Source organism: Barrientosiimonas endolithica, assembly GCF_030296655.1.
Classification (GTDB): Bacteria; Actinomycetota; Actinomycetes; order Actinomycetales; family Dermatophilaceae; genus Barrientosiimonas; species Barrientosiimonas humi.
Map to the genome: position 1 here is coordinate 1,853,513 of NZ_AP027735.1, position 13,866 is coordinate 1,867,378.

The following is a 13,866-nucleotide window of genomic DNA, read 5'->3' on the forward strand; positions in this document are numbered from 1 at the left end:
TCGCTACGCGGGAATGTCCTCGGTGCTGACCACCAGGTCGCTGCGCTTCTCGGCGAAGTGGCAGGCGATCAGGTGCTCGGGCTTGCTCGACGGCTTCGACTCCAGCACCGGCTCCTGCTCGGCGCAGATGTCCTGCGCCTTCCAGCAGCGGGTGCGGAAGCGGCAGCCGCTCGGCGGGTCGATCGGGCTCGGCACGTCACCCTCGAGCCGGATGCGCTCCGGCGGGGTCGCGCCGCGCACGACGTTGAGGTCGGGCGCCGCCGACAGCAGCGCCTGGGTGTAGGGGTGCTCGGGGGCCTCGTAGATGTCCTCGCGGTCACCGATCTCCATGATCTTGCCGAGGTACATCACGGCCACGCGGTCGCAGAAGTGGCGGACGACGCCGAGGTCGTGCGCGACGAAGATGAACGCCAGGTTCAGCTCCTTGCGCAGCTTCTCCAGCAGGTTCATCACCTGCGCCTGGATCGACACGTCCAGCGCCGACACCGGCTCGTCGGCCACGATCAGCCGCGGCTCGACCGCGAGCGCCCGGGCGATGCCGATGCGCTGGCGCTGACCACCGGAGAACTCGTTCGGGTAGCGGTTGACGTGCTCGGGGTTGAGCCCGACCAGCTCCAGCAGCTCTTGGACCCGCGCCTTGCGCTTGTTCTTCGGCACCAGGTTGTGGATCTCCAGCGGCGTGCCGACGATCGTGTTGACCGTCTGCCGCGGGTTCAGCGACTGGTAAGGGTCCTGGAAGATCAGCTGGATGTCGCGCCGCATGGGGCGCAGCTCGCTCTCCTTGGCGTGCGCGATCTCCTTGCCCTCGAACCGGATCGACCCCGACGTCGGCTCGAGCAGCCGGGTCACGAGGCGACCGGTCGTGGTCTTGCCACAACCCGACTCCCCCACCAGGCCCAGCGTCTCGCCGGGTGCGACGTCGAAGGAGACGCCGTCGACCGCCCGCAGGTTCAGCTTGGTGGGCAGCACCCCGGTGTACTCCTTGATCGGGAAGTGCTTCACCAGGTCGGTGACCTCGAGCATGGGCTTGCGGCTCTGGTCACGACGCGGATGCACGATCGGCTCGTCGGTCGTCGACATCGCGCCCATCGCCGTCGCGCCGGTGCCCCGCTCGGTCATCTGCTCCTCGTTCACGTTGTCACTCAAGGGTCGCCGCCACCTCGGTCTCGAAGATCTCCGCCGGATTCTGCAGGTGGCACCTGGACGTGCGCGTGGTGTCACCCTCGCGCACCGCCAGCTCCGGCAACGTCGTCACGCACGCCTCGCCGACCCGGTCCCGGAAGTCGCACCGGGGGTGGAACGAGCACCCGGTCGGCAGGTTGATCAGCGACGGCGGCAGGCCGCGGATGGTGCGCAGGTTGCCGCCCTGCGAGGACAGCTTGGGCACCGAGCCCAGCAGACCCCAGGTGTAGGGGTGACGCGGGTTGGCGAGCACCTCGTGCGCCGTGCCGTGCTCGACGGCGCGGCCGCCGTACATCACCATCACGTCGTCGGCCACCTCGGCGACCACGGCGAGGTCGTGGGTGATCAGCACGATCGCCGAGCCGAACTCCTTCTGCAGGTCTCCCAGCAGGTCCAGGATCTGCGCCTGAACCGTGACGTCGAGCGCGGTGGTCGGCTCGTCGGCGATCAGCAGCTTGGGGTCGTTGACCAGCCCGAGCGCGATCATCGCGCGCTGGCGCATACCGCCGGAGAACTCGTGCGGGTACTGCTTGGCGCGCCGGCCCGGGTTGGGGATGCCGACCCGGTCGAGCATCTCGACCGAGCGATTCATCGCCACCTGCTTGGACACCTTGTGGTGCGCGAGGTAGGCCTCGGCGATCTGCGGCCCGATCTTCTTGAACGGGTGGAACGAGCTCTGCGGGTCCTGGAAGATCATCGACGCCGTGGAGCTGCGCATCCGTCGCAGCAGCGACGGGGAAGCGCCCACCAGCTCGGTGCCGTCCAGCTCGATCGAGCCGCTGATCCTGGTCCGCTGCGGGTCGTGCAGGCCCATCACGGCCATGCTCGACACGCTCTTGCCGGAGCCGGACTCACCGACGATCGCCAGCGTCTTGCCCATGTCCAGCGAGTAGCTCAGCCCGTTCACGGCGTTGACCAGGCCGTCGGCGGTCGGGAACTGCACCGTGAGGTCCTTGACCGTCAGGATGCGCTCGCCGCGCTGGCCCAGGTGGCCCTCGTCGGCCGGGACGCCGGCCGTCTCGGTGGTGTTGGTCTCGGTCATGACAGCTTCACGCGGGGGTCCACCACTCCATACAGCAGGTCGACGATGATGTTGGCCACCACCAGCAGGACCGAGCTCACGATCACGATGCCCGCGATGACCGGGAGGTCACCCTGGGTGTACGCGAGGATCGTCCGGGTGCCCATCCCCGGGAGCCCGAAGACCCGCTCGGTGAAGATCGCTCCGGTCAGCTCGGCCGCGACACCGAGGCCGAGCAGGGTCACGAACGGCGCGATGGCCGCGCGCAGGGCGTGCTTGAAGGTGACGTCGAACTCCGAGATGCCCTTGGACCGGGCGGTGCGCACGTAGTCCTGCGCCTGGGTGTCGATCATCGAGGCTCGGATGTACCGGATGTAACCGGTCGAGGTGATCGCGCCGTAGAACAACCACACGCCGAGGAGCCCGATGAACCAGGCCCAGGGGCTTTCCGTCAGCGGGGTCCACGTCGCTTCAGGGACCAAACCGGTGTACTTCATGCCGTAGAGGAAGAAGATCACGGCGAGGATGTAGTACGGGATCGCCGAGATGAACTGGGAGCTGCCGACGATCAGCTTGTCGACCCATTTGCCTCTCTTGCGCGCACAGAGCACACCGAGCGAGATGCCCAGTATCGAGTAGACGACCATCCCTCCGGCCACCACGGACACGGTGACGGGGAAGGCTTCCTTCACGATGTCGGTGACCGACCGGTTCTGCACGTAGGACCAGCCGAGGCAGGGCGCCTCGCAGTCCCGGGCGCCGCCCCCGTCACTTTCCTTGGTGCCGACGACCAGACCCTTGACGTAGCGGGTGAACTGCTCGGTCTTGGGCTTGTCCAGCCCCAGGTTCTTCTCGATCTGCGCTGCGCGCTCAGGGGTGCACTGACGACCGCACAGGGCGGTCGTCGGGTCACTCGGCCCGACGAAGAAGAGGATGAAGGTCGCGACAATGGCCGCGAGCACCACGCTCACGCCCAGTAGGACGCGTCGCGACAGATAGATGAGCACCGCAGATCACACTTCCTCGTGCGAGGGGACGAAACGACGATAGATCCGATCTTGGGCTCGCGTCGGGGGCAGGACGTGGAAATCCTGCCCCCAACGCGAGCGGGTCAGGTCAGCGTCAGCCGACCCAGACCAGAGCCAGGTCCGGGAAGCCCTGGTTCGGGTCGATCTGGACGTTGTTGACCTTCGAGCCGAAGATCGCCGAGCCCTTGCTGTAGTTGTACGGCAGGGCCGGCAGGACCGTGTCGCGCAGACGCTTGTCGATCGCGCTCCACTTCGGGCCCTGCTGCTCCAGCGGCAGCTGGGAGATGTCGCTCATCTCCTTGTCGAGGGCCTTGTTCTTGATGTTGCCGACGCCACCGTTGACGGGCAGCGAGCTGGCGAACAGCGGCGGGTAGATCGAGTCGCCGCCCGGCCAGTCGTAGCACCAGCCGTTCGTGCCCTGGTAGAGGTTCACGTTGTGGCTGGTCTCGATGCGCTTCTTGCGAAGCTCGCTCTGGGCAACCGGGATCGACTTGACCTTGAAGCCGGCGGCCTCGAGCAGCGGCTTGCGCACGGCCTCGACCTTCTTGGCCGTGTCGTCGTCGCTGGCGTAGTAGTACGACAGCTCGAAGTTGCTCTTGCCCGCCTGCTGCAGCATCTGCTTCGCCTTGGCCGGGTCACCCTTGCCGGTGCCGGTGAGACCCGGGGTCTCCTGGAAGCTGAAGCCGGGCACCTGCGGGGCGCCGTAGCTCTTGGCCGGGGCGTAGTCGAACGTGGTCAGGCCGCCCGCGATGCGGATCTGGTCGTAGGGCCACGCGGTGGCGATGGCCTTGCGCACCTCGAGCGGAACCGTGGTGGTGTCCATCGTCACGTACGTGACGCAGTTCGACGGACCGGTCGCGACCTGGTTCTTCTTGGGGCCGAGCACCTGCTGCAGGATCGAGGCGTCCACACCGTCGTACGACGCGGTCGTCTGGTCGCTTCCGTTGTCGGCCATGATCGCCTTGGCGGTCGTGGCGTTGTCACGGTTGAAGTTGAAGACGATCCGGTCGGGGTACTGCGTGCGCGACGGGTCGGACTTCGCGTCCCAGTTGGTGTTCTTGACCAGGGTCAGCTTCGAACCCTTGCTGTAGGACTCGATCTTGTAGGGACCGGTGGCCACCCACTTCAGCTGGTAGTTGGTCTTGGTGTCCTTGGCCTTCGGCACCGGGCTGAACATGGTGAACGCCGCGAAGTAGGGCAGCGTCTGCATCGGCTTCGACAGGTTGAAGGTGATCGTGCCGGCCGCGTCGTCGGCGGTCACGCCGGCGTAGTTCTCACCGGACTTCCACGGACCCTTGTACTTGTCGCCGTCCTTGAAGTACTCGTTCTGGAAGGTCGGCCCGCCGGGCATCTCCTCCTGGGCGAACGAGCGCTTCACCGAGTAGGCGATGTCGGACGCCTTGATCGGCGTGCCGTCCTCGTACTTGATGCCCTTCTTCAGCGTGAACTTCCAGGACAGCTTGTCGTCGGACATCTCGCCGAGGTTGGTGGCCAGGTCGGGCACCAGCACCGACTTGTTGCCGCGCATGGCGTAGGAGGTGAGCGTGCGGGTGGTGAGCTTGTGGATGCCCGCGACGTCTTGGTAGTACTGCGTCGACGGGTCGGTGTTCTCCGGGATGGCGTTGACGTTCCACGTCAGCGTGCCGCCCGACTTCGCACCCTGGACCGTCACCGGACCCTTGGCGTCGGGCTCGAAGCCGGCGCTCGCCGGGACCTTGGTGAAGTCCTGGTTGTTGGCGGCGTTGGGGTCGGCGGTGGTGCTCGAGGAGCTGCCGCCCTCGGACCCGCCGCTGCACGCGGCGAGAGAGAGCGAACCCGCTGCCGCGAGGGCGACAACCTTGGTCCAGCGCATGGATTTCTCCTTCTGAGATCCCTCCCGGTCTTGTGCTGCCGGGAGTGGTGTGTGGGATGTGTTTTCAGTTGTGTCGAGCAGAGACTGCGGCGCGGCCCCGTCCGCGCGTGCCGCGGCTAGCGGCGGGTCTGCGGGTTGAACGCGTCGGAGACGGCGTCGCCGAACAGGCTCAGCGCGAGCACCAGCAGGGCGATGCTGATCGTCGGGACCCACATGTAGATCGGATAGGTCTCGAACGAGGACTGCGCGCTCGCGATGGTCTGGCCCCAGGAGATCGTCGGCGGCTGCAGCCCGATGCCGAGGAACGACAGGCCGGCCTCGATGGAGATGAACGCCGGAATCATCACGGTGTAGTTGACGATGATCGGGCCGAGCAGGTTGGGCAGCATCTCCTTGAACAGCACGCGTCGTGACGGAGCGCCGAGCGCGCGCGAGGCCTGGACGAACTCCCGCTCGCGCAGCGACAGCACCTCACCGCGGATGAGTCGGCACAGGCTCGGCCAGCCGAAGATCACGAGGATGCTGATGAGCGACGCCATACCGATCAGCGCGCGCTTGTCGTCCTCGATGAAGCCACTGGCGTCGGGGCTGCCGAAGCGCGCCATGGCGATCGGGACGATGGCGAACGCCATGATCAGGAACGGCAGGGAGAGCAGGAAGTCCACCCACCAGGAGATGACGCGGTCGACCCAGCCGCCGAGGAAGCCGGCGAGCAGCCCCATCGTGATGCCGATGAGCAGCGTCATCGTCGCGGCGAAGATGCCGACCAGCAGACTCGGTCGAGCTCCGTGGACCCACATGTAGAACAGGTCGCGGCCGGTCTGCGGCTCGACGCCGAGCGGGTGATCACTGTTGCTCGTGAACGGCGGCAGCGTCGTGGTGGGGTCGATCAGCAATGGATCGGGCTGGGCGTTGACCCCGACGATGTTGGTGATCTGGGTCTGGAAGATCGCCATCAGGACGAACAGCGTGATCACCACGAGGCAGACGATGGCGATCTTGTCCTTGCGCAGCCGCTCCAGCGCGATCTGCGTCGGCGACTTACCCTCCCGCGGCGCAGGCCCTTCAAGGGCGATGTCTTCGCCTTCTGCGACAGCGGTTTGCTCCGCTCCCGGCGGGATGCTCATGCGGCCTCCGTGACCTCACTCGGACAGCCGTTGTAGGCCATCCGTTCACCTCTGGACAGTGACGCCGCCCGTCCCCCGTGGTTCGACGCCGGGTTCACAGTGCCACAGCGTGAGACGGCTCACTCCGAGGGAGCGATCAGGGTCACTCAATCGTTATCTTGCGGTCGCCCCTGGGTCTCGCCGCGAATCGTCCGGCGCAGCGTCGTCCAGCGCGGACCGATGCGCTCCTCCCACCCGCGATCGGTCGGGTGGTAGTAGTCCGCCACCTCGGCGAGGTCGTCGGGGAGGAACTGCTGCGGCCCCACACCACCCGGCTCGTCGTGGCTGTAGCGGTACCCCTTGCCGTGGCCGAGCTGTTCGGCGCCGGAGTAGCTCGAGCCGCGCAGGTGCACCGGGACGGCACCGCCCTTGCCGGCCCGCACGTCCGCGATCGCGGCGTTGATGCCGCTGTAGCTCGCGTTGGACTTCGGCGCCAAGGCGTTGTGAACCACGGCCTGGGCCAACACGATTCGCGCCTCGGGCATCCCGATCTGCGCCACCGCGTGCATCGCGGCGACGGCGGTCTGCAGCGCCGTGGGATCGGCCATGCCGACGTCCTCGCTGGCCGCGATCACGATGCGCCGCGCGATGAATCGCGGGTCCTCGCCCGCCTCGAGCATGCGCGCGAGGTAGTGCAGCGCCGCGTCCACGTCGCTCCCCCGCATCGACTTGATGAGCGCGCTGGCGACGTCGTAGTGCTGGTCGCCGGCCCGGTCGTACCGCACCGCCGCCACCGCCAGCGCCTGCTCGAGGGTCTCCAGCGAGATCGGGACAGGCGAGCCGTCACTGCCCGAACCTCCACTGCCAGAACCGGCCGAACCTCCTTGCCGCGCAACGTCTTCCGCGACTCCTGCGGCCGCCTCGAGCGCGGTCAGCGCCGCCCGCGCGTCACCGCCGGACAGCCGCACCAGCTGCGCCTTCGCGTCGTCCGCGAGGGCGAATCTCCCTGCCAGGCCTCGTGATTCGGTGAGTGCGGCATCGATCAGGGCGGCGACGTCGTCGTCGCTCAGCGACTGCAGCCGCACCAGGATCGAGCGCGACATCAGCGGCGAGATGACGCTGAACGAGGGTTCTCCGTCGTGGCGGCGACCAGCACCACCAGCCGGTTCTCGACCCCTGGCAGCAACGCGTCCTGCTGCGCCTTGCTGAACCGATGGATCTCGTCGAGGAACAGCACGGTCTGCCGCCCGTACAGGTCTCGATCACGTGCCGCCTGATCCATCACGGCGCGCACGTCCTTCACGCCTGCGTTGATCGCCGACAGCTCCACGAACGCCCGACGAGGCGTCGCCGGGCCAACGCCGCGACCCTCGCCGGCCCTCTGCCCCGCGCCGCTCTGCTGCTCCGCGCGGTCGTGCTCCCCCGCACGCGCCACGAGGTGCGCCAGGGTCGTCTTCCCGGTGCCAGGCGGGCCCCACAGGATCGCTGACACCGGCCCGGCGGCGCCCTGGGCGCCCTCGACCAACCGGCGCAGCGGACTTCCCTGCCGCAGCACGTCGCCCTGCCCGCGCACCTCGTCCAACGACCGCGGCCGCATCCGCACCGCGAGCGGCGCCGACGCCTGCGCCGCCCCGGACTCCGTCGCGGCACTCGAGAACAGGTCATCGCTCACGCCGACACGCTAATGACCGGCACAGACAACCCCACCGACGCCCCGGCGCCCACCGCGCGCCGCGTAGCGCGTGCTGCGACACGGGCACACACACGGGCCCCGACGGCCCACCACGCGCTGCACGCTGCGGCACGGGCACCCCACGGACGTCCCGGCGACTCCCGCGTGCCTGCGGCACGGGCACCCCACGGACGTCCCGGCGACTCCCGCGTGCTGTGATCTGCCTCGTGCAGCACGTCGACGTCGAACCGGTGGAAGTCGCGCCGGAGCCGATCACCACCCAGCGGGCGCTCGAGAAAGCCAGCCAGCACGACCCGTACGTGCTCTACGACGGGGCGCTGGCCTCCGGTGACACGGGCTACCGCTGGGGCAGCGCCTACGCCCTGCGCACCATGCCGCACTCCCCGCGGCGACGCGGGCCCCGCGGCACCGTGCTCGGCCCCGACGATGCCGACGCCGCCGAGCTGCTGGCGTGGATCGCCCGCACGCGTCCGTGGGGCGACCTCGCAGGCATCTCGGTCGAACGACACCGCGAACCCACGCTGCACGAGCACTTCGTCGTCGGTGACGGCGGCAACTGGGACTGGTGGTGGAGCACGGTCGCGCCGCCACGGACCCCCGGCGAGGACCTGGTGGTCCCGCTCGACGACACCGCCGACGCCCAGGCCATCACGGCGCTCAACGCGATCGGCAACCCGACCGCCGAGTCGGAGCCGGGCACGGGACGCACCGAGCTGTGGGCCGGCATCCGCGACGAGCTGGACCCGTCCCGCGTCATCGCCGCGGCGGCGCTGCACCGCTCTCGGACCGGCCACGGAGTGCTGACCGGCATCGTCGTCGACCCGGCCCACCGAGGCCGGGGCCTCGGCCGCGCCGTCACCGCCGCGCTGACCCGCGGCTGCATCGAGGCGGACGGCGTGGCGACGCTCGGGATGTACGCCGACAACGGCACGGCCCGCAGCCTCTACAGCAGCCTCGGCTACCGCGTGGCCCACGAGTTCGCGAGCCGCGCCATCACGCCGCGCTGACCAGTGGCCTCCGCGCTCGCTGCCGGCAATCGGGCAGGGGCCACCCGCCAGGGTGCGAGGGCGCACCTGAACCCGAGCCGGCACCGCAGCGCTCACCGTCGTCACCATCTCGCTATCCCCTACTCGCGTCGGTGGATCTGGATGGTCTTGCGGCCGTCGGGGCCGGTGGTGATGGTGGCTCGGGTGCCGGGTTTGTGGATGTCGCGGTGGTCTCGCCCGCACAACGGGACCGCGTGGTCCAGGTCGGTGGCCCCGCCCTGGGACCAGGGTTGCTCGTGGTGCAGCTCGGTCCAGGCGAACGGGCTGTCACACCCCTGCACCGCGCACTGGTCGTACTTCGTAGCCAGCGCGGTGCGTTGCGCCTCGCTGAAGAACCGTTTCGCCCGGCCCAGGTCCAACGGTTGCGACGCCCCGCCCAGCACCACCGGCACGATCCCGGCGTTGCACGCCAACCGGCGCGCGTCCCCCGCGGAGATGTCGTGCCCGGTGTCCAGATGCGCCGCGGCCAGATCCGCCACCAGCTGCTCCCGGGTCATCGTCACCACCACGGTCGCGGCGACCTTGCCGGGCAACCGATCGGTCGGCAGATGCTCCAACAGTTCCACCAACGCCAGGCCGTACCGGTGCGGCCAGTCCACCCCACCCACGAGTCCCGTCGCCCTGCGGCGTCGGGCCCGGCCGCGCCGCCGGCCGAGGCCGTGCCGCTGGCCGGGGCACCGGTGGCCGAGGCCGCGCCGGTGCCGGTGGTGTTGCCGCGGCGGGGTGCGGCCAGCTGTTGCACGGCCTTGCGCAGGATGTCCCCGGCCAGGCGGGGCAGCACGAACGACCCGGACACCGTGCCGTCCCTGTTGTCATGCATGCTCAACCGGCACCGGCCCAACGCCGAGGTTTCCTCCCCGCGCAGGACCTGGTCCTCGTGCTCATCGACCGCCTGCTGATCGGGCTCGACCACGGCCAGCGCCCGCCGAGCCGCACCCCGCAACCGGGCCGGGCTCATCCGGGCCGCCTCACCCACCAGTGACGCCTCGACCCGCGCCACCTGCTCCGCGGTCAAACCTTCGGGCAGCTGCTTGATCGCCCACGCGATCACTGCCGCGTGCTCCGGCGACACCGCCCCCTCGGCCAGCGCCTGCCCCGTCGCCGGCAGCACCGACTCCAACGTCTCAGCCAGGTCGGCCTCCCGGGTCGCCGCGCCGCCAGTGCTGTTGGTCTGCTGCGCCAGCCAGGCACCCGTGGTGGAGTACCCCGACCGGCGCGCGACCTGAGACCGGTTCGCGCACGCCACCAACCGCAACCGCAACGAGGCCACCCGCCGGGACAGACGCTCCACCTCCGAGACCGCCCGCCCGACCGCGTCCGCCTCGGCGACCACCGTCGCGTCCGGCTGATCACCCAGGGCGTCCAACGTCGCGTGCAGCTGCGCCAACGCCGCCGCCACCGTCAAACGCTCCGGGACAACACCCCCGGTCGCCGGTTCCACCGTGGTCGCGGTCATGGCCTTCACCCCCTGGTGAATCGCACTGATGTTCGATACCAGGAACAGTAGACCCGGCCACCGACAAGCACCCCGAACCCGCGTCAAACCAACGAAATCTCGCGGGACCAGGGTCTCGATACGCCCGCTCGTCCCTCGCGGGCTACTCGACCACCTTCAGAGCTGGCCTACTCGACCACCGTGTGCGAGGGTCTCGATACGCCCGCTCGTTCCTCGCGGGCTACTCGACCACCATGGGGCCCTGCTCGACCGGCTTGAGCCGGCCTACGTGCGTACGCCTGCCTCGCCCAGGATGCGGCGCAGGCCGGCCACCCCAGCTGCGGGGTCGTGGCGGAAGGCGCGGATGCCGAGCGTGCTCGCGGTCTCGATGTTCGCCGCGGAGTCGTCGATGAAAACCGTTGCGGCAGCGTCGATCCCGAGCTTGTCGAGCACGATCTCGAAGTATGCCGGCGTAGGCTTCATCGCCCCCAGCTCGCTGGAGTAGAACACCCCGTCGAAATGCTCGTCGTAACCCAGGGTCTCGCGCATGAACCGCACGCGGTGGTCCTGCTGGTTGGTGGCCAGGTAGCACGGAGTCCCCGCGGCGCGCACCTGCGCAATCAGCTCGAACGCCGCACCGTCGACGTCGATGTCGTCCCACAGCGACAGCACGTCGTCGGCGTCGACGCTCAGCGTCCTGCCCTGAAGCACCTCGGCCACAGCGTCGCGGAACGGCCGCTCCCCGCGAAGCGGCGCAAGCTCAGCCTCGAACACCGCGTCGGCGAACCCCTCTCCCCCGATCGCCGTGAGCCGCTCGAACCACCCGACCCGGGCGTGCTGCAGGACGCCGTCGGCGTCCCACAGCACGGACCGGGCGAGCGGAACGTCAGTTCCCTTGCGTGCCAACGCTGTTCGACTCCGGCGCAACTCCGTCGGTCGCGCCCGCCCCTGCGTCCGAGCCGCCGGCCGAGGCCGCACCCGAAGCCGCGCCCGAGCCCGCGCCCGAACCCGCCTTCCCCGCGTCGCCCTTCGGCTCCGGCTTCGCGTCGACCCCAGCCTCCTTGCGCTGCTGCGCCGTGATCGGAGCCGGTGCGGCGGTCAGCGGGTCGTAGCCACCACCCGACTTCGGGAACGCGATGACCTCACGGATCGAGTCGGTGCCGGCGAGCAGCGCGCAGATGCGGTCCCAGCCGAACGCGATGCCGCCGTGCGGCGGCGCGCCGAACGCGAACGCGTCGAGCAGGAAGCCGAACTTCTCCTGCGCCTCCTCCTCCGACAGGCCCATCACCGCGAACACTCGCTCCTGAATGTCCTTACGGTGAATACGGATCGAGCCACCGCCGATCTCGTTGCCGTTGCAGACCATGTCGTAGGCGTAGGCCAGCGCCTCGCCCGGCTCCTGGTCGAACGTGTCGAGGAACTCGGCCTTCGGCATGGTGAACGCGTGGTGCACCGCGGTCCACTTGCCCGACCCGACGGCCACGTCACCCGAGGCGACCGCGTCGGCAGCCGGCTCGAACAGCGGCGCGTCGAGCACCCACAGGAACGACCAGGCGTCCTCGTCGATCAGCCCGACGCGCCGGCCGATCTCCAGCCGCGCGGCGCCCAGCAGCGCCCGCGACGACTTCGCGTCACCGGCGGCGAAGAAGATGCAGTCACCCGGCTTGGCGCCGACATGCGCTGGCAGCGCAGCCTTTTCGGCGTCGGACAGGTTCTTCGCGACGGGACCGGTGAGCTCGCCCTCCTCCGTGAGCAGGACGTACGCCAGCCCCTTGGCTCCGCGCTGCTTGGCCCACTCCTGCCACGCGTCCAGCTGCCGCCGCGGCTGGCTCGCGCCGCCGGGCATGACCACCGCACCGACGTACGGCGCCTGGAACACCCGGAACGTCGTGTCGGCGAAAAGCTCTGTGCACTCGGTCAATTCGTTGCCGAAGCGCAGGTCGGGCTTGTCGGTGCCGTAGCGCGCCATCGCCTCGGCGTAGGTCATCCGCGGGAACGGCGTCTCGATCTCGACACCGATCACCTGCCACAGCGCCTTGGCGATCGCCTCGCCCAGCTCGATGACGTCCTCCTGGTCGACGAAGGACATCTCGATGTCGAGCTGGGTGAACTCCGGCTGCCGGTCGGCGCGGAAGTCCTCGTCGCGGTAGCACCGCGCGATCTGGTAGTAGCGCTCCATCCCCGCCACCATGAGCAGCTGCTTGAACAGCTGCGGGCTCTGCGGCAGGGCGTACCAGCTGCCCGGCGACAGCCGCGCCGGCACCAGGAAGTCGCGGGCGCCCTCCGGCGTGGAGCGGGTCAGCGTCGGCGTCTCGATCTCCACGAAGTCGCGCTCGGCGAGCACGCTGCGCGCGGCCGCGTTGACCTTGCTGCGCATCCGGATCGCTGCGCCCGGCTCGGGCCGGCGCAGGTCGAGGTAGCGGTACTTCAGGCGAGCCTCCTCGCCGACCGTCACCCGCTCGTCGATCTGGAACGGCAGCGGCGCGGACTCGCTGAGCACGTCGATGTTCTCGGCGACGACGTCGATCTCGCCGGTGGGCAGCTCGGAGTTGACGTCCTTGGCCTCGCGCGGCCGGACGGTCCCGGTGACCTGGATGCAGTACTCGTTGCGCAGCCCGTGCGCGGCACCGGTCAGCACCTCGTCGCGGGCCACCACCTGCACCACGCCGCTGGCGTCGCGCAGGTCGAGGAAGGCCACGCCCCCGTGGTCGCGGCGCCGGGCCACCCAGCCCGCCAGGGTCACGGTCGTCCCGGCGTCACCGGCACGCAGGCTGCCGGCGTCGTGCGTTCGCATCATGTGCGTCGTCCTCTCGGATCAGGTTCTGCCAAGAGGACACCGCTGGAAGCTCAGGGCGCCCCTTGTGCAGGACGGCAGCCCTGGAGGTGTGGGCGGGGGCCAGATCGCGGTGCCACCACACCTTCGCCGAGGGATCCTCGGCCTCTCGTCGGTACGCCGGACGCGCGGCACCCGGCTGCCTCACCACCGACCGTGGTCGGGTGAGCCGGGCGGGTCGTCACGCCGCCACCAGCTGCACCTCCAGGGTAGGCCGCCGACCGCCCCGGCGCGAACCCATATCCGGCCCCGGCGCGAACCCGAATCCGAGCTCGGCTCAGTCGCCCTGATCGTCGAGGTAGAACCACCGGCCCGCGCGTCGCTCGAACCGGCTGCGCTCGTGCATGGTGCCGCTGTCGTGCGTCGCCGTGAACTCCACGACACCCGCACCATCATCGGCCCCGCCGTCACGAACGTCGTTGATCTGCAACGAGATCCACCGCACGCTCGGGTCGATCACCACGTCGACCGGGCGAGTCTTCGGGTGCCACGTCCGCCACAGGTGCTCCCGGTTGCCGTAGACGTACGCCGCGTAGCGCGAGCGCATCAGCTCCTCGGCGGTCTCGGCCAGCCGCTCGGTGCTCAGCAGCGGGCCGCAGCACTCGGCGAAGGTCTTGCCGGAGCCGCACGGGCAGGGGTCGGGCACGGGATCGCTCACGTCCACAACGTA

General features: G+C 69.5%; 11 protein-coding genes and 1 pseudogene. 1 reads left to right on the top strand and 11 read right to left on the bottom strand.

Translation table 11 applies throughout. From position 1 onward, the window contains the following. Positions 1-3 precede the first annotated feature (3 nt). The 6 genes and pseudogenes from QUE40_RS09375 to QUE40_RS09400 form a co-directional block, all read right to left on the bottom strand. Positions 4-1,080 (bottom strand): ABC transporter ATP-binding protein, encoded by a 1,077-nt coding sequence (locus QUE40_RS09375; RefSeq protein WP_289233054.1) that lies wholly within the window; start codon positions 1,078-1,080, stop codon positions 4-6. 58 nt (positions 1,081-1,138) lie between these two features. Continuing rightward, positions 1,139-2,224 carry an ABC transporter ATP-binding protein gene (locus tag QUE40_RS09380; protein WP_289230789.1) on the bottom strand — a complete coding sequence of 362 codons (1,086 nt, stop codon included), beginning with the start codon at positions 2,222-2,224 and terminating at the stop codon, positions 1,139-1,141. Beyond that, positions 2,221-3,210 (bottom strand): ABC transporter permease, encoded by a 990-nt coding sequence (locus tag QUE40_RS09385; RefSeq protein WP_289230790.1) that lies wholly within the window; start codon positions 3,208-3,210, stop codon positions 2,221-2,223. Before QUE40_RS09385 ends, QUE40_RS09380 begins: the two co-directional genes overlap by 4 nt. A gap of 115 nt (positions 3,211-3,325) precedes the next feature. Further along, positions 3,326-5,083: an ABC transporter substrate-binding protein gene (locus tag QUE40_RS09390; RefSeq protein ID WP_289230791.1), complete on the bottom strand. Its 1,758-nt coding sequence runs from the start codon at positions 5,081-5,083 to the stop codon at positions 3,326-3,328. A 116-nt stretch (positions 5,084-5,199) separates the two neighbouring features. After that, complete coding sequence (locus QUE40_RS09395) at positions 5,200-6,210, bottom strand: ABC transporter permease (RefSeq protein ID WP_289230792.1); 1,011 nt, start codon at positions 6,208-6,210, stop codon at positions 5,200-5,202. 146 nt (positions 6,211-6,356) lie between these two features. Continuing rightward, positions 6,357-7,861 (bottom strand): annotated as a pseudogene (locus tag QUE40_RS09400) (replication-associated recombination protein A). Between the two features lie 227 nt (positions 7,862-8,088). Here QUE40_RS09400 and QUE40_RS09405 point away from each other — a divergent pair. Continuing rightward, the gene (locus tag QUE40_RS09405; RefSeq protein ID WP_289230793.1) at positions 8,089-8,889 is read left to right on the top strand and encodes a GNAT family N-acetyltransferase; all 801 of its coding nucleotides are present in this window, start codon (positions 8,089-8,091) and stop codon (positions 8,887-8,889) included. Positions 8,890-9,008: 119 nt separating this feature from the next. Here the strand turns inward: QUE40_RS09405 and QUE40_RS09410 are convergent, their stop codons facing one another. From QUE40_RS09410 to QUE40_RS09430, 5 genes are all read right to left on the bottom strand, one after another. Beyond that, a complete protein-coding gene (locus QUE40_RS09410; protein WP_433996986.1) occupies positions 9,009-9,425 on the bottom strand; it encodes an HNH endonuclease signature motif containing protein in 417 nt (138 codons plus the stop codon). Between the two features lie 2 nt (positions 9,426-9,427). Beyond that, the gene (locus QUE40_RS09415) at positions 9,428-10,471 is read right to left on the bottom strand and encodes a DUF222 domain-containing protein (RefSeq protein ID WP_289230794.1); all 1,044 of its coding nucleotides are present in this window, start codon (positions 10,469-10,471) and stop codon (positions 9,428-9,430) included. Positions 10,472-10,648: 177 nt separating this feature from the next. Then, complete coding sequence (locus QUE40_RS09420; protein WP_289230795.1) at positions 10,649-11,230, bottom strand: HAD family hydrolase; 582 nt, start codon at positions 11,228-11,230, stop codon at positions 10,649-10,651. 19 nt (positions 11,231-11,249) lie between these two features. Beyond that, the gene (gene aspS, locus QUE40_RS09425; protein ID WP_289230796.1) at positions 11,250-13,160 is read right to left on the bottom strand and encodes an aspartate--tRNA ligase; all 1,911 of its coding nucleotides are present in this window, start codon (positions 13,158-13,160) and stop codon (positions 11,250-11,252) included. A 313-nt stretch (positions 13,161-13,473) separates the two neighbouring features. Beyond that, positions 13,474-13,854 (bottom strand): YchJ family protein, encoded by a 381-nt coding sequence (locus tag QUE40_RS09430; RefSeq protein ID WP_289230797.1) that lies wholly within the window; start codon positions 13,852-13,854, stop codon positions 13,474-13,476. Between the last annotated feature and the right edge of the window lie 12 nt (positions 13,855-13,866).